Annotated in this window: 18 protein-coding genes; 5 read left to right on the top strand and 13 right to left on the bottom strand. The window is 64.3% G+C overall.

Features of this window, described 5'->3' with window-relative positions; all coding sequences use genetic code 11:
- Positions 1–17: 17 nt before the first annotated feature.
- From DDF70_RS16400 to DDF70_RS16375, 6 genes are all read right to left on the bottom strand, one after another.
- Positions 18–641: a 2OG-Fe(II) oxygenase gene (locus tag DDF70_RS16400; protein ID WP_114945930.1), complete on the bottom strand. Its 624-nt coding sequence runs from the start codon at positions 639–641 to the stop codon at positions 18–20.
- 128 nt (positions 642–769) lie between these two features.
- Positions 770–2,290, bottom strand: a complete 1,521-nt coding sequence (gene ppx, locus DDF70_RS16395; RefSeq protein ID WP_114945929.1) for an exopolyphosphatase — start codon at positions 2,288–2,290, stop codon at positions 770–772.
- A gap of 1 nt (position 2,291) precedes the next feature.
- Positions 2,292–4,460 (bottom strand): RNA degradosome polyphosphate kinase, encoded by a 2,169-nt coding sequence (locus DDF70_RS16390; RefSeq protein ID WP_245435518.1) that lies wholly within the window; start codon positions 4,458–4,460, stop codon positions 2,292–2,294.
- 146 nt (positions 4,461–4,606) lie between these two features.
- Complete coding sequence (locus DDF70_RS16385) at positions 4,607–5,299, bottom strand: P-loop NTPase family protein (RefSeq protein WP_114945927.1); 693 nt, start codon at positions 5,297–5,299, stop codon at positions 4,607–4,609.
- Positions 5,292–6,407: an AI-2E family transporter gene (locus DDF70_RS16380; protein ID WP_114945926.1), complete on the bottom strand. Its 1,116-nt coding sequence runs from the start codon at positions 6,405–6,407 to the stop codon at positions 5,292–5,294. Before DDF70_RS16380 ends, DDF70_RS16385 begins: the two co-directional genes overlap by 8 nt.
- Before the next feature lie 29 nt (positions 6,408–6,436).
- Complete coding sequence (locus DDF70_RS16375) at positions 6,437–6,967, bottom strand: CDP-alcohol phosphatidyltransferase family protein (protein WP_114945925.1); 531 nt, start codon at positions 6,965–6,967, stop codon at positions 6,437–6,439.
- Positions 6,968–7,281: 314 nt separating this feature from the next.
- Here DDF70_RS16375 and purM point away from each other — a divergent pair, with 314 nt between their 5' ends.
- Entirely contained in the window at positions 7,282–8,352 is a 1,071-nt protein-coding gene (gene purM / locus DDF70_RS16370) for a phosphoribosylformylglycinamidine cyclo-ligase (protein WP_114945924.1), read from the top strand.
- A complete protein-coding gene (purN, locus tag DDF70_RS16365; protein ID WP_114945923.1) occupies positions 8,352–8,999 on the top strand; it encodes a phosphoribosylglycinamide formyltransferase in 648 nt (215 codons plus the stop codon). Before purM ends, purN begins: the two co-directional genes overlap by 1 nt.
- 21 nt (positions 9,000–9,020) lie before the next feature.
- Here purN and DDF70_RS16360 read toward each other — a convergent pair whose 3' ends face one another.
- From DDF70_RS16360 to ndk, 4 genes are all read right to left on the bottom strand, one after another.
- Complete coding sequence (locus DDF70_RS16360; RefSeq protein ID WP_114945922.1) at positions 9,021–10,289, bottom strand: lytic murein transglycosylase; 1,269 nt, start codon at positions 10,287–10,289, stop codon at positions 9,021–9,023.
- 72 nt (positions 10,290–10,361) lie between these two features.
- Positions 10,362–10,727: a hypothetical protein gene (locus DDF70_RS16355; RefSeq protein ID WP_114945921.1), complete on the bottom strand. Its 366-nt coding sequence runs from the start codon at positions 10,725–10,727 to the stop codon at positions 10,362–10,364.
- 301 nt (positions 10,728–11,028) lie between these two features.
- Positions 11,029–13,182 (bottom strand): molybdopterin-containing oxidoreductase family protein, encoded by a 2,154-nt coding sequence (locus tag DDF70_RS16350; protein WP_114945920.1) that lies wholly within the window; start codon positions 13,180–13,182, stop codon positions 11,029–11,031.
- Positions 13,183–13,266: 84 nt separating this feature from the next.
- Entirely contained in the window at positions 13,267–13,689 is a 423-nt protein-coding gene (gene ndk / locus DDF70_RS16345; RefSeq protein WP_114945919.1) for a nucleoside-diphosphate kinase, read from the bottom strand.
- Positions 13,690–13,857: 168 nt separating this feature from the next.
- Here ndk and DDF70_RS16340 point away from each other — a divergent pair, with 168 nt between their 5' ends.
- Positions 13,858–14,262 carry a DUF2147 domain-containing protein gene (locus DDF70_RS16340; protein ID WP_114945947.1) on the top strand — a complete coding sequence of 135 codons (405 nt, stop codon included), beginning with the start codon at positions 13,858–13,860 and terminating at the stop codon, positions 14,260–14,262.
- 12 nt (positions 14,263–14,274) lie between these two features.
- Here DDF70_RS16340 and DDF70_RS16335 read toward each other — a convergent pair whose 3' ends face one another.
- Both DDF70_RS16335 and DDF70_RS16330 read right to left on the bottom strand, forming a co-directional pair.
- Complete coding sequence (locus DDF70_RS16335) at positions 14,275–14,844, bottom strand: hypothetical protein (RefSeq protein WP_114945918.1); 570 nt, start codon at positions 14,842–14,844, stop codon at positions 14,275–14,277.
- Between the two features lie 41 nt (positions 14,845–14,885).
- The gene (locus DDF70_RS16330) at positions 14,886–15,593 is read right to left on the bottom strand and encodes a glutathione S-transferase N-terminal domain-containing protein (protein WP_114945917.1); all 708 of its coding nucleotides are present in this window, start codon (positions 15,591–15,593) and stop codon (positions 14,886–14,888) included.
- Between the two features lie 183 nt (positions 15,594–15,776).
- Here DDF70_RS16330 and DDF70_RS16325 point away from each other — a divergent pair, with 183 nt between their 5' ends.
- Together DDF70_RS16325 and DDF70_RS16320 are read left to right on the top strand one after the other, a co-directional pair.
- Complete coding sequence (locus tag DDF70_RS16325) at positions 15,777–16,028, top strand: hypothetical protein (protein WP_114945916.1); 252 nt, start codon at positions 15,777–15,779, stop codon at positions 16,026–16,028.
- 144 nt (positions 16,029–16,172) lie between these two features.
- A complete protein-coding gene (locus DDF70_RS16320) occupies positions 16,173–16,436 on the top strand; it encodes a hypothetical protein (protein WP_162820445.1) in 264 nt (87 codons plus the stop codon).
- A gap of 831 nt (positions 16,437–17,267) precedes the next feature.
- Here the strand turns inward: DDF70_RS16320 and DDF70_RS16315 are convergent.
- Positions 17,268–17,567 (bottom strand): hypothetical protein, encoded by a 300-nt coding sequence (locus tag DDF70_RS16315; protein WP_425374082.1) that lies wholly within the window; start codon positions 17,565–17,567, stop codon positions 17,268–17,270.
- Between the last annotated feature and the right edge of the window lie 3 nt (positions 17,568–17,570).

The raw sequence follows: 17,570 nt of genomic DNA, 5'->3' as shown, positions 1-17,570 counted from the left end.
TCCGAGCGCAGGCGGCCTTACCGCCCGAAAATGCCCTTGAAGACCTGAGCCAGCTTGTTGTGCTTCTTCTTGCGGTCCACGTCGGCCTGGCTCTTTACCCAGGCGATCTGGACCACGCGGCGCTCGCCGGAGAAGGGCAGATGGCCGTGCCAGGAATTGTCGGAGCGCAGGAAGGCGAACATGGTGCCCATGACGGGCGGCACTTCCAGCTTGAACTTGTCGTAGTTCTTGTCGTCGTAGAGAACCCGCAGGCGGCCACCCTCGTCCTGCTGCCACTCGTCGTTCATGTAGACCAGCATGGTCATGACCTTGGACGGGCCGTCCGTGTGGATGGACCCGTATTTCGGCTGCGACTTCTTCATGATGGTGGTCAGGCGCGGATACTGGTGCAGGTCCAGGCCGAACTTCTTGGACAGCTCCTCGGTCAGCTCCGGACCTTCCAGCTCCTCGATGAGCTTCTTGAAGCGGCCGTGAAGGTTAACCTCGTCCACGGTCAGGTAGCCGGGCTTGTTGATGTCGGGAAAATCCCGCCGCAGCTCGGCGATCTTGTCCTGCTTCAGAAGGTTCGAGGCGAGAACGTAGTTGTATGGCTCGCTGGACCGCTCTGCATTGCGAACGGCTGTGAGGTCGATCAATTCCATGGTTGTCCCCAAAGGCTAAGCTTCCTTCCCAATGGGAAGAGAAAGTATTGAAGTCTCTTGCTCTGTAAACCCTTAATCATGCGCGCGGCCGGAGCCGATAGGCCCCGTCCGCGACGGATGACCGCCTTTTAATGGATTTCGACGACGGGATCCATGTTGAGAAGCTTGCCCAGGGCGCGAAGGCGGCCGGTAAGGCGCTCATTGGCGAGCGGCTCCAGGCCGGCCGGCAGAGCCAGCACGATCTGATTGCCACGGGCCGTGAGGGGGGCTTGAGGGAGAATCCCCTCCATGGCGACCGAAACCGGATAGGCGATGCGCATCAGCGCGGCGAGCAGCCGCGCCCGCTCCAGGAGCCGGGGACCCGCAAGGGACTTGATCCGCGAGCTGACCTTGTCGGGAGACAGTCCCTCGTGCCGGAAGAAGATCGACAGGGCCAGATAGGCGCGACCCGGATGGTCGAGCCCGGCGAAAGCCCCGTAGGCGATCAGGTTGAGGCTCTGCTCGCCCCGGTAGTCGGGATGGGCCCGCCAGCCGATATCGGCCAGGAGGCAGGCCGCCCGGCGCAGGCGGATATCGTAATCCGTCTCCGGCAGGCCCAGGCTATCGATGAAGGCTTGCGTCCACTGGCACAGCTCGACCCCATGGCGGGGCGAGCGGGAGCGCAGGAGGTTGAGGTCGCTGGCGGCCGCGAGCAGCGGGTCGCGCTCGCGCGTCTCTGGATCGAGCCTGTCGAACAGGACGCCCTCGCGCACGCCAAAGGCCGAGATGGCGACCTCCTTCGGCTCGCCGAGGCGGATGATCTCTTCGAGCACGATGGCCCCGTAGGCCAGGAGCGGGCGTCGGGCCTCGGAGACGCTCTCGATGTCCTTCAGGGTCTTGGAATCGGCCTCCTCCACGAGATGCAGGAAGTCGAGCCCGTCGTCGGGGTCGATGATGTAACCATGCATCACGTGCAGCGGGTAATCCCGCGCCGCCTGGTGCAACCGCGCCAGCGCGCGCCACGTGCCGCCGACCGCGTAGAACGTCCGGCCGTGCAGGTCCTCCAGATATTCCGGGGCCCGTTCCAGCGCTTCGCGCACGATCCGCTGGGCCCGCTTCAGCGAGCCGCCGCTGACGTCCTGCAGGGCGAGGCCGCCGAGCGGCATGGTGATCCCCTGCCCGACCCGGGAGCCCAGCACGTCGACCAGCTCGAGGCTGCCGCCGCCCATGTCGCCGACCATGCCGTCCGGCTCGTGGAAGCCCGCGATGACGCCGAGCGCGGAGGCCCGCGCTTCCTCGGCGCCGGAGAGCAGGCTGATCGGCTGGCCGCAGGCCTCGGCCGCCGCCTCCAGGAAAGCGGGACCGTTGGAGGCGTCGCGCGCCGCGGCGGTCGCCAGCACAAAGACCTCGGACACATGCATGGTGTCGCAGAGGACGCGGAACCGGGCGAGTGCCCGCAGGGCCCGGTCCACGGCCTCGTCGTCGAGGCGGCCGGTGGTCGCCACATGGCGTCCGAGGCCGCAGAGAACCTTTTCGTTGTAGATCGGCGTCACGGCGCGGGAGAGGCCCTCATAGGCCACGAGGCGCACCGAGTTCGACCCGATATCGATGATGGCCACGGGACGGCCGATCTTGAGCCGTCCCTGAGCCTCCTGGCTTACGGCCTGCATGTCAGCGTTGCCCGCGCTTGGCGAGCGCCTTGGGGCTGGAGGTTTTGAGGGATTTGCCACGGCCCGACAGACTCGGATTTGTCATGAAATACTTGTGAGCGTTGAATGGTTCCTCGCCCTTGGCCGGTATCACCCGCTGGCTCGAGCCGTCGGGGAGCACGGTCCAGCTCTGCTCGTTGTCGAGGAGGTTGGCGAGCATGATCTGGTCGAGCACCTGCTGGTGCACGGTCGGATTGAGGATCGGCATCAGGGCCTCGACGCGACGGTCGAGGTTGCGTGTCATGAGATCGGCGGAGGAGATGTAGACATGCGCTTTCGGGTTCGGCAGGCCATGCCCGTTGCCGAAGGCATAGATGCGCGTGTGCTCGAGGAAGCGCCCGACGATGGACTTGACCCGGATGTTCTCCGACAGGCCCATGATGCCCGGGCGAAGGCAGCAGATGCCGCGCACGATGAGATCGACCTGCACGCCCGCGGCGCTCGCGTCGTAGAGCGCATCGATGATGTCGGCATCGACGAGCGAGTTGCATTTGCCCCAGATCGCCCCCTGCCGGCCCGCCTTGGCATGGGCCACCTCCTCCTCGATGTGCTGGAGCAGGCGTTTCCTCAAGGTGAGCGGCGACACCGCCATGCGCTCCAGTTCGGCGGGCTCCGCGTAGCCCGTCACGAAGTTGAAGATGCGCGACACGTCCCGCCCGATCACCGGGTCGGCGGTGAAATAGGACAGGTCGGTGTAGATGCGCGCGGTGATCGGGTGGTAGTTGCCCGTGCCCACATGGCAATAGGTGATGAGCTGGCTGCCTTCGCGGCGCACGACCATGGACAGTTTCGCGTGCGTCTTCAGCTCGATGAAGCCGAACACCACCTGGGCGCCGGCGCGCTCCAGGTCGCGGGCCCACCGGATATTGGCCTCCTCGTCGAAGCGTGCCTTCAGCTCCACGAGAGCCGTGACGGACTTGCCCGCCTCGGCGGCCTCCGCGAGCGCGGCCACGATGGGGGAATCGGACGAGGTGCGATAGAGCGTCTGCTTGATCGCCACCACGTTCGGGTCGCGCGCGGCCTGGCGCAGGAACTGCACCACCGCGTCGAAGGATTCGTAGGGGTGATGGACGATGATGTCCTTCTCGCGGATCGCCGCGAAGCAATCGCCGCTGTGCTCGCGGATGCGCTCGGGGAAACGCGGATTGTAAGGCTTGAACTTGAGGTCGGGCCGTTCGAGAGCAACGAGCTGCGACAGGTCCCGCAGGCCCATCATGCCCTCGACGACGAAGACCTCGTCGTTGGACACTTCCATCTCCTCGGCCACGAAGAGGCGCAGGTCCTCCGGCATGGCCGCCTCGACCTCGAGGCGGATCACGCTGCCGCGCCGGCGCTGCTTGAGCGCGGTCTCGAACAGGCGCACGAGATCCTCGGCCTCCTCCTCCACTTCGATATCGGAATCGCGGATCACCCGGAAGGCGCCCTGCCCCTGCACCGCGTAGCCGGGGAACAGGCGGCTCGTATAGAGCACGATCATCTGCTCCAGGGCGATGAAGCGGGTCGCGCCCGTCTCGGCGAAATCCGGCAGGCGGATGAAGCGCTCCGCGCGCGACGGCAGGCGGATCAGCGCGTTCAGCACCTTGCCGTCGCTCTGGCGCACCAGCTTCAGGGCGATGGACGAGCCGAGATTGGGAATGAACGGGAAGGGATGCGCCGGATCGATGGCGAGCGGCGTCAGCACCGGGAAGACGTGGTTGAGGAAGTAGTCCTCGAGCCAGGAGGCCTCCGCCTTCGTCAGCCCCGCCCCCTCGGTGAGGACGATGCCCTCCTCCAGCAGTGCGTCCCGCAGTTCGCGCCAGCGCCGCTGCTGGTCGGACGCGAGATGGGAGACGGCCACGGAGATCTTCCCCAGCTGCTCCTGCGGCGTGAGCCCGTCCTGCGACGCAGTGGCGACGCCCGAGCGCACCTGGCCGATCAGGCCCGCCACGCGCACCATGAAGAACTCGTCGAGATTGTCGGCCGAGATCGACAGGAAGCGCAGTTGCTCCAGGAGCGGATGGTTACGGTTCGACGCCTCCTCGAACACCCGGCGGTTGAACTGCAGCCAGGAGAGTTCGCGGTTGATGAAGCGCTGGGGGAACTTCCGCAGCACCGCCCCGTCGAGTTCGATGTCCGGCGGAGCCTTCGGCAAGGGAGCTTCGCTGACGGTCTCCACTTCCTTAAGGGCAATCGCGCTGTGCACTTCGGTCTCCGCCGTATCCTTCTTCGGCGACCGTTTTGCTCTGGGCTTCGTGACGTTTTCACGACGGTTCGCCAATGCGGCGTTGGTGTCAGACTTCACTCGCTCTCATCCGTTTCCTGTGCGGCCCCAAGGATCTCCGCCGCGATCGCCCGGGACACGCGACGCCCCCGGCTCAGCGCCTCCCTGTCGAGGAGCGCAACGAGCTCGGAGGCCTTCGCCAATGACCGTTCGATCCGAAGGGCAATATAGTCGACAACGGAGGTGTCGACCACGAGTTGCCTGTCGACGAAAAGCTTCACCAGGACGGCCTTCAGGAGCGCATCGTCGGGCGCATCCAGAGACACGCTCGGGGCGAGCCGCAGGCGCGACAGCAGGTCGGGCGTGCGCAGGGACCAGCGGTCGGGCGGCGTCTCGCAGGTGATCAGCAGCGAAGCCTTTTTCTCCCGCGCGAGATTCAGGAGGTGGAACAGGGCCGCCTCGTCCCGCTCGCCCCGATCCATGTCCTCGATGGCGAGCGCGCCGTTCGAGACGAGGTGGGGCACCCTGTCCTGCGTGATCCCGGAGGCGTCGATAGTCCAGGCACGGGCGTTCGTCGCCCAGATGGAGGCCAGATGGCTCTTGCCGCTGCCGCGGGGGCCGACAAGGAGCAGGATCGTGTCCGGCCAGTCGGGCCAGCTCTCGATCAGGCCGTAAGCCTGCTCGTTCGACGGGCTGACAAGGAAATCCTCGGCTCCGAAACGGGGATCGAGCGGCAGGTCGAAGGCGAGCTGCTTGGGCATCTCACGCATCGAGATCGACCTTCTCGGGCTCGACCCTGGGTTTCAGGATCGCCGGCTCCGTGCCGCGATAGAGGGGGCTCGCCAGATATTGCCGCAGGGCGAAGCGCGCGATGACGCCCATGGCGGCGGCGAGCGGCACCGCGAGCAGCAGCCCCACGAAGCCGAACAGGGCGCCGAAGGCCACGAGGGCGAACATCAGCCAGACCGGGTGCAGGCCGACGGATTCGCCCACCAGCTTCGGCGAGAGGATGTTGCCCTCCACGAACTGGCCGAAGATGAAGATGCCCAGCGTCGCGGCGATCATGGTCCAGTCAGGCCAGAACTGCACGATCGCGACGCCGACAGAGAGGATGAGGCCCGTGAGCGAGCCCACATAGGGGATGAAGCTCAGGATGCCGGCGGTCATGCCGATCAGCGCGCCGAAATTCAGCCCGATCAGGGCAAGGCTGACCGCATAGAAGGTGCCGAGGATGAGACAGACCAGGGCCTGTCCCCGGACGAAGCCGGCGATTGCCCGGTCGACGTCGTGGGCGATCGCGCGGATCGTATCCCGGTGCTTCATGGGCATCCAGGAATCCACGGTCTTCACCATGCGGTCCCAGTCGACCAGCATGTAGAAGGCCACGACCGGCGTCACCACCAGGAGCGAGAAGATGCCGATCAACGCCTGCCCGCCGGACCACAACCCCTGCAGGAAGGCGGTGATCCAGGCGATGCCCTGGCTGATGAGGTTGCCGACGGAGGGGGGCGCCGCCGGGAGCGCATCCTCGATCCCGAGTTTCCGGATCAAGGGGCCGATCTGCTCGGCTCCAAGTTCCTGAAGCCTCGTGACGTAGCCGGGCAGCCGCTCCACGAAGGCCCCCACCTGCTGCGCCGCGAAAGGCACCAGGATCATGAGAGCGATGATGAGGATGAGAACGAAAAGAACCAGAATGAGAAGGCTCGCGCCCAGGCGTCCGATGCCCACCTTCTGCAGGCGGTCGGCCAGGGGATCGAGCAGGTAGGCGAGCGCGAATCCTGCGACGAACGGCAGGAGGATTCCGCGCAGGACGAACAGCAGAAGGACCGCGACGACCAGCGCCGCAATCCAAAACCCAATCTGCCGTTGGACCGTCATCGGTTCCCCATACTGTATCTTTTTGGCCATCAGGTGGACATGTGGCGCAGCCAACCGACGAGATAGGCACCGGCGGAGGCTATGGTCAAGGTCGCCACCAGCACCATGACGATTTCCTCGAGCCCTCCGAGTTCCACGCCGAAGGCGTTGGCCGCGAGCGCATAGGCGGCGAAAGCGAGCTGCGCGCCGGTGTTGAGCTTGCTGACGATGAGCGGCTTGATCTCGACCGGACGGCTCATGACCCAGGACAGGAGCACGGCCGCCACGATCATGGCGTCCCGCGAGACAACCACGATGGCAAGCCAGCCGGGGATCGCCCCCACGATGGCGAGCGTCACGTAGATCGAGACCAGGAGCGACTTGTCCGCCAGGGGATCGATATAGGCCCCGAATTCGCTCCGCATGTCGAATTTGCGGGCGATGAAGCCGTCAACCGCATCGGAAACGCCCGCCACGACGAAAAGCGCGAAGGCCGTGGCCCAGCGCTGCTGCATGATCATGACGATCACGATGGGCACGATGATGAGGCGGCCGATGGTGATGATGTTCGGAATGGTCATCGGGGATGATGATGGCGGGTCGAGCGGCGGAGTTCAATCGCCGGGTCCGAAGGGTGGGGATAAGATGGCTTTCACGGAACCGGAACCGTCATTCCGGGGCCGCGCAGCGGAGCCCGGAACCCATAACCACCACATCTCAAGGATGCGCGATTGACGTTGCAGCAGAATTCAAGGCGTTAGCGGTTATGGGTTCCGGGTTCGGCTCTGACGAGCCGCCCCGGAATGACAGGCAAGACAGGGTTCGCAAAATGCGAACTCTCCCCTTGCCTCCCGCCCCCTCTCGCCTTACTGCCCGAGCCAACACGGGGTGAGCCATGACGACCGAGAAGCAGACGAACGGCCTGACCTATGCCCAAGCGGGCGTCGATATCGACGCGGGCAACGCCATGGTCGACCAGATCAAGCCCCTGGTGCGGTCCACGCGCCGGCCGGGCGCCGATGCGGAGATCGGCGGTTTCGGCGGGCTCTTCGACCTCAAGGCGGCCGGTTTCAAGGACCCGATCCTGGTCGCGGCCAATGACGGCGTCGGCACCAAGGTCAAGATTGCCATCGAGACGGGCATCCACGACACCATCGGCATCGACCTCGTGGCCATGTGCGTGAACGACATCATCGTCCAGGGCGCGGAGCCCCTCTTCTTCCTCGACTATTTCGCCACCGGAAAGCTCTCTCCCGAGGTTGGCGTCCACATCGTCAAGGGCATTGCCGAGGGCTGCCTCCAGGCGGGCTGCGCCCTGATCGGCGGCGAAACCGCCGAGATGCCGGGGCTCTACGCCAAAGGGGACTACGACCTCGCCGGCTTCGCCGTCGGCGCAGCCGAGCGCGGCACGCTTCTTCCAAAGGACGTCAATGTCGGCGACGTGCTCATCGGCCTGCCCTCCTCGGGCGTCCATTCCAACGGCTTCTCGCTCGTGCGCCGGATCGTCGAGCATTCGGGCCTCGCCTGGGATGCGCCCGCTCCCTTCGCCGAGGGCAAGACTCTCGCCCAGGCCCTGCTGGAGCCGACCCGGATCTACGTGAAGTCCCTCCTGGAGGTGCTCAAAGGCGGCGACGGGATCAACGCGCTCTGCCACATCACCGGCGGCGGCTTCCCGGACAACATCCCGCGCGTCCTGCCCGACGGCGTCGGCGTGCGCCTCGATCTCGATGCGATCGCCGTCCCGCCCGTCTTCGGCTGGCTCGCTGAGACCGGCGGCGTGGCCGAGGCCGAGATGCTGCGCACATTCAATTGCGGCATCGGCATGATCGTGGTGGCGAGCGCCGACAAGGCCGAAGCCGTGATGGAGCGGTTGGCGAAGGCCGGCGAAAACCCGGTTCGCATCGGCGAAACCGTGGCGCATGCGGGCGGTGAACGCGTCCAGACCTCGGGCTCCCTGAAGTTCTGATGACCCGCCGCCGCGTCGCCATCCTGATCTCGGGCCGCGGCTCGAACATGGTCTCGCTGATCGAGGCCGCTCGCGCCGAGGGTTTTCCGGCCGAGATCGCCCTCGTGCTGTCGAACCGCCCCGACGCGGCCGGCCTCGAACGGGCGCAGGAGGCCGGGATAGCCACCTGCGTGATCGACCACAAGGCGCATCCCACCCGCGAGGATTTCGAGAAGGCGATGGACGCGGCCCTCGCCTCGCATGCCATCGACTTCATCTGCCTTGCCGGCTTCATGCGGGTGCTGACCGACTGGTTCGTGGAGCGCTGGGCAGGCCGGATGGTCAACATCCATCCCTCCCTCCTGCCCCTTTTCCGGGGCACGCAGACCCACCGCCGCGCCCTGGAAGAAGGCGTTCTGGTCCACGGCTGCACGGTGCATTTCGTGGTGCCGGAACTGGATGCCGGCCCCATCATCGCCCAGGCCGCCGTGCCCGTGGTGCCGGACGACACGGAAGAAAGCCTTGCGGCCCGCGTAATCGTGCAGGAGCACAGGCTTTATCCGCAAGCCCTGCGGATGATCTGCGACGGATCGGCCCGGCTGGAAAAGGGCCGGGTGGTGTTTTCACATGCTTGGGATGCGAGCGGCTCGCTGCATTCGCCAGGATGAAGATCCGCTCTGAATGCGGACTCAGCGGATGGCCTGGACGAGCGCCGCATCGGGAAAGCAGGTCTCGTCGCGCCGGCTCCTGCTCTGCCACTGGCCGATAGCCGTGCGCGTGGCAAAGCCCACGAGACCATCGACCTTTCCGACATCGTAGCCCTGGCTCTTCAACCGCTCCTGCATGGCCTGGATGTTGCCGCGCCGCAAAGTATCGATCGGCTGCCAGCGTCCCACGAAAGCCTGGGCGCCACGCATGCGATCGGCGAGATGGCCGATGAAGAGAGCGTACAAATCGGACTCGTTGTACTGCTTGAGGACATAGAAATTCTCGGACACCAGGAAGGCAGGGCCCAAGCGGCCCGCAGGCATCACCAGGAAAGAGGTTGCGTCGCCGCTCCACTCGGGCGAGGCGCCGCCGACAGGCTTCAACCCGAGCCGCATCCACTCCTGCAGAGGCTTGCCCTGGCGAGGACCTTCGAGGGTGCAGGAGACCTCCTGCGGCAGGCTCACCTCGAAGCCCCAGGGCAGATCCGGTTTCCAGCCATGCTCACGCAGATAATTCGCGATGGATGCCAGAGAGTCGGGCACCGAATTCCAGACGTCCCGCCGCCCGTCCGCATCGGCATCGACCGCGTATCGCAGGAATTTCGACGGGAGAAGCTGCGGCTGCCCCATGGCGCCGGCCCAGGACGACAGCAGCACCTCACCGGAGAAATGATCCTCCTCGAGGATCAGCAGAGCGGCCAGAAGCTCCGGATAATAGAGTTCCCGTCGGCGGCCCATGAAAGCCTGCGTGGCCAGGACCCGCAGCGCCTGATACTGCGCCGTCACACGGCCGAAATGTGATTCCCGTCCCCAGATCGCAACGACGATCTCCCGCGGCACGCCGTAGCGCCGCTCGACGGCATCGAGAGCAGAGGCCCATCGCTGCAGCAACTCGCGCCCGTCTTTCGCCAGGGAGGCGAGCTGGGCCTCGACGAAATAGCGCCCCGGACGCTGGAACTCCGCCTGCCGCTGATCGTCGGACGGAGCCGCCTGTCCGGGCGGCCGAAGTTCCGGCAGATCCCAATCCAGCCTGATGGCGGACAGGTTCCGCTCGAACGTCTCTCGGGACACACCCTGTTTCTGCGCGTCGGGCCACACGGTCTGCGTGAGCCAGTCCCGGAACTGCGCTTCGGTGGCGACGCGCATGTCCTGCGCCTGAAGCGTTGAGGCTCCCGGCACCGGAATGGCACACGCGACCAAAGCCGCGAGTGCGAGGGACAAGAAGCGGGCGAGACTGACGGATGCGCGCATGGCGGCCAATCTAGAGCATCGGACCGGAAGCGGCAAAGCAACCGCCCCGTCGCCAACGCCAGTCGGGTCTCCTTAGATCTGCGGCCGCGGCAGCTTGCAGGAATCGAGGGCGGACAGCGCCTTCGCGCGGGCGGTTTCGTTGAACACGCCCGTGTCGCGATAGGCTTGGAGCTCATCGGCGCTGAGCGAGCGCATCGTCCGGCCGGCATAGCAATCGCAGGAGCGGCTGAGAGATGCCTCGCTGACGCTGCTCTGGAGTTTGGCTTGCGTGATCGAGCAGGCTTGGCTGACACGGGCGCGAAGCTGGGAGACGCTTTCCGTCTTCAGGGCCGGATCGGGCTGGTATTGGGTCGGCATGTTGGACGCGGCCGCATAAGCCGAGGTCGCGCCGACGGACAAGGCCGCCGAGACGAGCAGCGCGCGGATGATCGAGGTCATGGATAGCTCCCCAGAGATGAAATCACGTTCGGCGTTTTAGAATAGGCTTGGCCGTTCGGGATCAAGGGGGGAGTTGCGAACAGGCTTAAGGAGGTGTGACTGATTGCTTGCTGAGCGGGTCGAGGGCGTCATCGTCGACCCGCACGTCATCACCGGGCTTGTCCCGGTGATCTCGATTGCCTGATGCGCCGAGCCTCACCTTACCGGGATGGCCGGGACTGATCCCCGGATCAAGTCCGGGGACGGCCATGACGTGGTGCGAGACCCGTCCCAACGCGGATTGATCGTTCTCCGTCGAGGACTAACCCACCACCGCCTCGGCGCGATGGTGCTTGCGCGCAATCGGCAGTTCCAGGGCCGGATCGAGATCGGCCTTTTCCAGCGCCACCCGGTTGTCGTGGAAGGCCGCGCCGCCATAGGGCGCCACCTGGTCGCCGCCGGTGAGCGTGTTGATGCCGCGCCCGAAAGGGTGGGCGGCGTTGGGCCAGATGCCCTCGGCGATGAGCACGCCGCGCCGTACCCCGTCGAAGAGCCTGGCGCGAAGATAGACCTCGCCACGATGGTTCTTCAGCTTCACCCAGTCACCATCGGCGATGCCCTGCCGTTCGGCATCGAGCGGGTGGATCATGACCTCGGGCCGCCGCTCCTTGTCGAGGGAGGTCGGCGTCTCGGTGAAGCTCGAATTGAGGAAGTTGCGGGCCGGGCTCGTGGCGAGACGGAACGGGTGTTCCTCTGTGGCCGCCTCGATCACGCCCCAATGGTCCGGGAAGGCCGGCATTTCGGCCCACGGACCCATGGCGCCGTTGTTGTAGGACGGGACCGTGGCCCAGTCAGGCCTGAAGCGGAACTTGCCGTCCGGATAGCCGAAGCCCTTCAGGAAATGCGCCTCCTCGAAGGGCGGCTGCGCGTCGAAATGAACTTGGGCTTCCAGGTTCTCCAGGGAGCCCCAGCCGGAATTCCGGAGCGTCCAGTCGATGATCTCACGTGGTTCCATGGCAAAGCCGCGATGCTCGGCGCCGAGGCGCGTGGCGAGGCCGCGGAACACCTCGTGGTTGGAACGGCACTCGCCGGGCGGATCGATGAGCTTGGGGCCGACCTGGAAATGCTGGTGGCCGCCGCCGGAATAGAGATCGTCGTGCTCCATGAACATGGTCGCCGGCAGGACGATATCGGCCATGAGGGCCGTCTCGGTCATGAACTGCTCGTGGACGCACACAAAGAGATCCTCGCGGGCAAAGCCCTGCTTCACCAGCTCCTGCTCGGGAGCGACCGAGACCGGGTTGGTGTTCTGGATCAGCATGGCCTTGACGGGCGGCCCGTTGTAGAGCGCCTTCGCGTCGCCCGTGAGGACACGGCCGATCTGCGACTGGTCGAGAATGCGGATCGCGGGATCGATGGCGTCGTGTCCTTCGATCAGGGCCTTGTTCCAGTGGAAGATGCCGCTGTTCGAATGGAAAGCGCCGCCGCCCTCGTGCTGCCACGCGCCGGTCACGGCCGGGATGGACACGGCCGCATGCATGTTGACCACGCCGTTGCGCTGGCGCGCGAAGCCGTAGCCGAGGCGGAAGAAGGTCCGCTTCGTCGTGCCGACGAGCCTGGCGAAGGCCTCGATCTCCTCCACCGTCAGGCCCGTGATGGCCGAGGCCCAGGCCGGATCGCGGGTCTTGAGGTGCTCTTCCAGTTCTTGCGGATGATCGGTATAGCGCCCCAGGTAATCCCGGTCCGCCAGCCCGTCGCGGAAGAGCACGTGCATGACCGCGCAGGCGAGCGCTCCGTCGGTTCCCGGCTTCACCAGGAGCGCCATGTCGGCCTGCCTCATGGTGGCGTTCTGGTAGATGTCGATCACGACGAGCTTGGCGCCGCGCTCCTTGCGGGCCTTCATCGCGTGGGTCATCACGTTGACCTGCGTGTGAACCGGGTTCGTGCCCCAGATCACGATGCAGTCGGAGACCGCCATCTCGCGCGGATCGGAGCCCCGCAAGTGGCCGGTGCCGGCCACGTAGCCGGTCCAGCTCATGGCCGTGCAGATGGTGGAATACTGCCCGGAATACTTCTTCACATGGCGCAGGCGGTTGATGCCGTCGCGCATGACGTAGCCCATGGTGCCGGCATAGTAGTAGGGCCAGACGGATTCCGACCCGAACGCCCGCTCCGCCTCCAGGAATTTCTCGGCCACGATGTCGAGAGCCTCGTCCCAGGAGATGCGCTCGAACTGGCCCGAGCCCTTCGGCCCGGTGCGCCTCATGGGATGGAGCAGCCGGTCGGGGTTGTGGATGCGCTCCGCGTAGCGCGCCACCTTCGCGCAGATGACGCCCGCCGTGTAGCTGTTGCTCTTCGCCCCGTGCACGCGCCCGATGGTGCGCCCGTCGATCACCTCGACTTCGAGGGAACAGACGGAGGGGCAATCGTGCGGACAGACGGACGAGCGGCGTTCGATGCGGGGAGCTTGGTTCATGGCGGGCGCATCATGACGGAGCGGGAGGCCAAAGAAAAGGCCGCCCAGAGGGCGGCCTGAACATGAAGGCTATGCTCCAAGAGCTTAGCCGACGATCTCGTTGCCCGAGAAGAACTGGGCGATCTCGATCTTGGCGTTGTCGAGGCTGTCGGAGCCGTGGACCGAGTTCTCGCCGATAGACTTGGCGTAGAGCTTGCGGATCGTGCCCTCGGCGGCGCTCTCCGGGTTGGTGGCACCCATGATCTCGCGGTAGCGGAGCACGGCGCCCTCACCTTCGAGAACCTGAACGACGACCGGAGCGGAGATCATGAAGTCCACGAGTTCACCGAAGAAGGGACGCTCCTTGTGGACGGCATAGAAGGTCTCGGCCTCGCGGCGGCTCATGAGGATGCGCTTCTGCGCCACGATGCGCAGGCCGGCGTTCTCGATGACGGCATTGATGGCGCCGGTGAGGTTACGCTCGGTCGCGTCGGGCTTGATGATGGAGAAGGTGCGCTCGATGGCCATGGGAACTCGCTTTGATCTGAGATGGGAAATAATGAAGTGCGGCGCTTATAACGGCGAGGTCCCTCCCCCTCAAGCGCCTTTTGCCCCGACCTGCTTGGAAAGCTTAATGGCCTCCCCTAATCTTTCAACCGGATGGGGCCAATGAGGGCCGAACAGAGGGAATTTGCCATGAAACGAGCGATCCTGGCCGCTTTCGGCCTTGTCCTTCTTGCGCTTCCGGCACTGGCCCAGAGTGCCAATCCGAGCGGGACCTGGCTTACGCAAAGCGGCGACACCCGGGTGAGGATCGCCCAGTGCGGCGGCGCTTATTGCGGCACGATCGTGTCCTCCACCTATGAGAAGGACACGAACAACGCGGATCCGAAGCTGCGGGACCGCAACATCGTGGGCGTGCGGATGATCTGGGACGCCAAGCCGGAAGGGGACGGCTACAGCGGCCAGCTCTACAATCCCCAGGACGGCAAGACCTATACCGGCAAGCTCAAGGTCATGAGCCCGACCACCCTGCAGCTCTCCGGCTGCGTCCTTGGCGGGCTCATCTGCCGGTCGCAGACCTGGACGAAGACGAATTGAGCGGGTTTGATGCTATGGGTGCTGGTGAACGATCGTGAGCGGACGCCCCAACTCCCGCTCGAACGCTTGGAGGAAAGAAGACAAAAGAGACCAGTTGTTGAAGCGGAAGCCAAGATTACCGAAGCCGAAGACGGGGTCGAAACGCCACTCTGAAAGGTGAGCTGTTTGCGCACACTGGATGCATGTCAGAGGCTCGGGATGCCCATCGAACCATGTCTGGAAAGCATTGTTCCATTCATCCCCCAACCTGGTCTGCTCGGCATCGCACTGGGTGCAATAGATCCCGATGCCGTTGTCACCGGCGGTAAAGATAGTCCGTTCCGTCGTGACCTCTAAGTAGTTGTAGCTCAGCTTCAGGGGTCCGTCGCCCTCGGATGCTTCCCTGAATTTCGCTCCAGGCCTGTAAACGTTGACGTCGACCTTGGCGTAAGAACCGTCCGGACCGCGGCGATATCCTTCCTCGACTTTGGCAGGGCCGATGATCCCCCCTCTCTGAAGCCAGGAGATCATCCGAGCGGCTTCATGGGGAGCATCGTCGAGACTTACTTGGGAATCGACGAGAATCGTATTGAAATCGCCCATGAAGCCTCGACACTGCGGTTCCCATCAGGATGCAGTGCAGCCTACCTCGCCCTCTGACCGAACAACACTGCCTGAACCGAGGGGTCCGTCAGGTCGGTCTTCTCGCGGTCTTCCGAGCTCACCTTGATGCCGCGCTGGACCGCCGGGCGCGCGAGAACGGTTTCCAGCCAGCGCTTGGCGTGGGGAAAATCGTCGATGTTCTGGCCCTGGCGCTCCCACAACTTCGCCCAGGGGGCGACGGCCATGTCGGCGATGGAATACTCGCCCGCCACGAATTCCCGGTCCGCGAGGCGCTTGTTCAGCACGCCGTAAAGACGGTTGGTCTCGTTGGTGTAGCGTTCGATGGCATAGGGCACCTGTTCCGGCGCATAGATGCGGAAATGGTGCGTCTGGCCGAGCATGGGGCCGAAGCCACCCATCTGCCAGAACAGCCATTGATCGACCTCGACCCGCCCGCGCTCGTCCTGCGGATAGAACTTACCCGTCTTGCGGCCGAGATATTGCAGGATCGCTCCGGACTCGAACACCGAGATCGGCCGCCCGTCGGGGCCGTCGTGATCGACGATGGCGGGCATCTTGTTGTTGGGCGAGATTGCCAGGAAATCCGGCTGGAACTGGTCGCCCTTGCCGATATTGACCGGATGGATCGCGTAAGGCAGCCCGCATTCCTCGAGCATGATGGTGATCTTCCATCCGTTCGGGGTCGGCCAGTAATAGAGATCGATCGGTCGCTGCGTGGAAGCCGCCATGAATATTCCTCTCCTTACATAACGCACGGATCCGCGCCGGACGTTAAGACATAAGATCGGGATGCGCACCCTCCAACGCAATGAAATTCCGTGGAAAGGCTGCCCGGCCACTCTTCGGCCCTTGCACGTTCCCATGTTTCATCGTGAGATACGTTGTGACATTCAATCTCTGAGGATTCTCTGATGAACCGTTTCGTGAGTTCCGCCCTCGCCGCCGCGCTGGCTCTATCCATGGCAGGGGCCGCCCAGGCTGCCGCCGAGACGAAGCCGAAAAAGGAACCGACGGCCGCCCAGCTCGCCGCCCGCGAGCGCCTGAGCAAATGCAGCGCGGAGTGGAAGGAAGCCAAGGCTGGCGGCAAGCTCGCCAAGGACGCCAAGTGGCCAAAGTTCTGGAGCGAGTGCAACACGCGCCTCAAGGGCGGCACGAAGGCTTGAGGTCACTGTTATGCGTGACCGAACCGGTCACGCATAATATGCAAGGACTCGGATATGTGGTCTCGGCTGAGGAGAGTTCTTGCACCTAAAGAGCCCTCTTCCAAGCGTTTGGCGCTGGAACTTGGGGGTGAAATGATTGCCCTCATGGAAGTCGACGGCATCGATTATCCCTGGACATACGCAACCTTGCTGGACGCAGCGAAATTCGAGCGTTTCCGGCCTTACTTCACAGATACAGAATCATGGCCTGATGAAGATGCTGAGCTTGAGGCGCTTTGCGCCGAAGTGCAAACCAAAGGCGGATTTCGCCTACGATGCTTGGCAACGAATGAAGTGTTCATCGATCTTGTCATGCATCAGGAAGGAAACATCGTATGGTTCCGCTGCCACCCGGACGACGAGACCTGATCACATTCGAGATTGTCAGGACTTCTTCTTGAAACCCTCATAACTGTGGGCGAAACCCGGCCGCTCGTAGAACCGATGCGTGTCGTCGCTGGTCTAGTCGGAGGTCAGCTCGATCGCCGCGGCCCAAAGCGCGCCTTATCAGTCGTCGTACGAGAAGCTCAATTTGAAGCTTCCGCCATTGCCCAACTCGAATAATGCTGAAGTCCAGTGACCACGCCCTGCCTCGCAGGTCAAAGCTCTGATCTCATCGAATGCAATGTAGATCAGATGCATTTTTGGAGCGACTTCCCGGGCGAAGCTTATCGCCGGCTCTTCAGCTCTGGCCTGGTATTTGAAATCGAACTCGCCAGATGGTCATCCCCCAATTTTGCGACGATCCATGCCTTGGACCAGTTCGTTTCCAACGTGTCCGCAATGGCATGACCTATAGTATGGTAAAGCTCCTCAAGCCTGTTTGTCGTCATGGAAGCCCCCTGAAACTATGTTTCTTTCTTAGATCCCTCATGGCTGCGTGTAAACCCCAGCCTCTTATAGAAGCGGCGGGCCGTCCTCACGGGTCTTGTTGAAGGTCAACGCCATAGCGGCTGCTTCATGGCTGCGGGCATGGTCTTCGACGAAGGCACTCATCGACGCCCCGATGCCGGTCCACCGACACGCCGCCTTCCACCTTCACGCGGATTGCACCGCGCCCGGTGAGATTGGGGGGATGAAGGTGAGCTGAAACGTGCCGACTACCCCGCCACCATCGCTTCGAGGGCACCCAGGTTTCCATAGGAAGCAGTTCTTCCCGGGTCTTGAACCCGGGCAAAGCTTCGATGCGCTGGCCGAGATCTAACGCCTGACCACCCGTCGGGCCGCATAGGCACCGGTGGCCCAGAGCATCGCGGCGACGAAGCGGACCGGGAACAGGGTCAGCCCGTCGGAGCGCACCGGCGCGATCCAGGGCAGCCCCAGGCTGCTGATCCCCCAGGAGACGAGCGCCGACACGGCCAGGGCGATCATGCCGATGATCAGTACCTTGCCGAACTGGTCGGCCTTCCAGCCGAGCCAGACGGCGAGGAGAACCAGCACCGGATCGAAGGCCGCAGGCAGCCAGTCCCAGAGATGGATGACGGGAACGGTGGGATGCACGCC

Source organism: Microvirga calopogonii (assembly GCF_003347665.1).
Taxonomy (GTDB): domain Bacteria; phylum Pseudomonadota; class Alphaproteobacteria; order Rhizobiales; family Beijerinckiaceae; genus Microvirga; species Microvirga calopogonii.
This window is presented reverse-complemented; position numbering and strand designations above follow the sequence as displayed.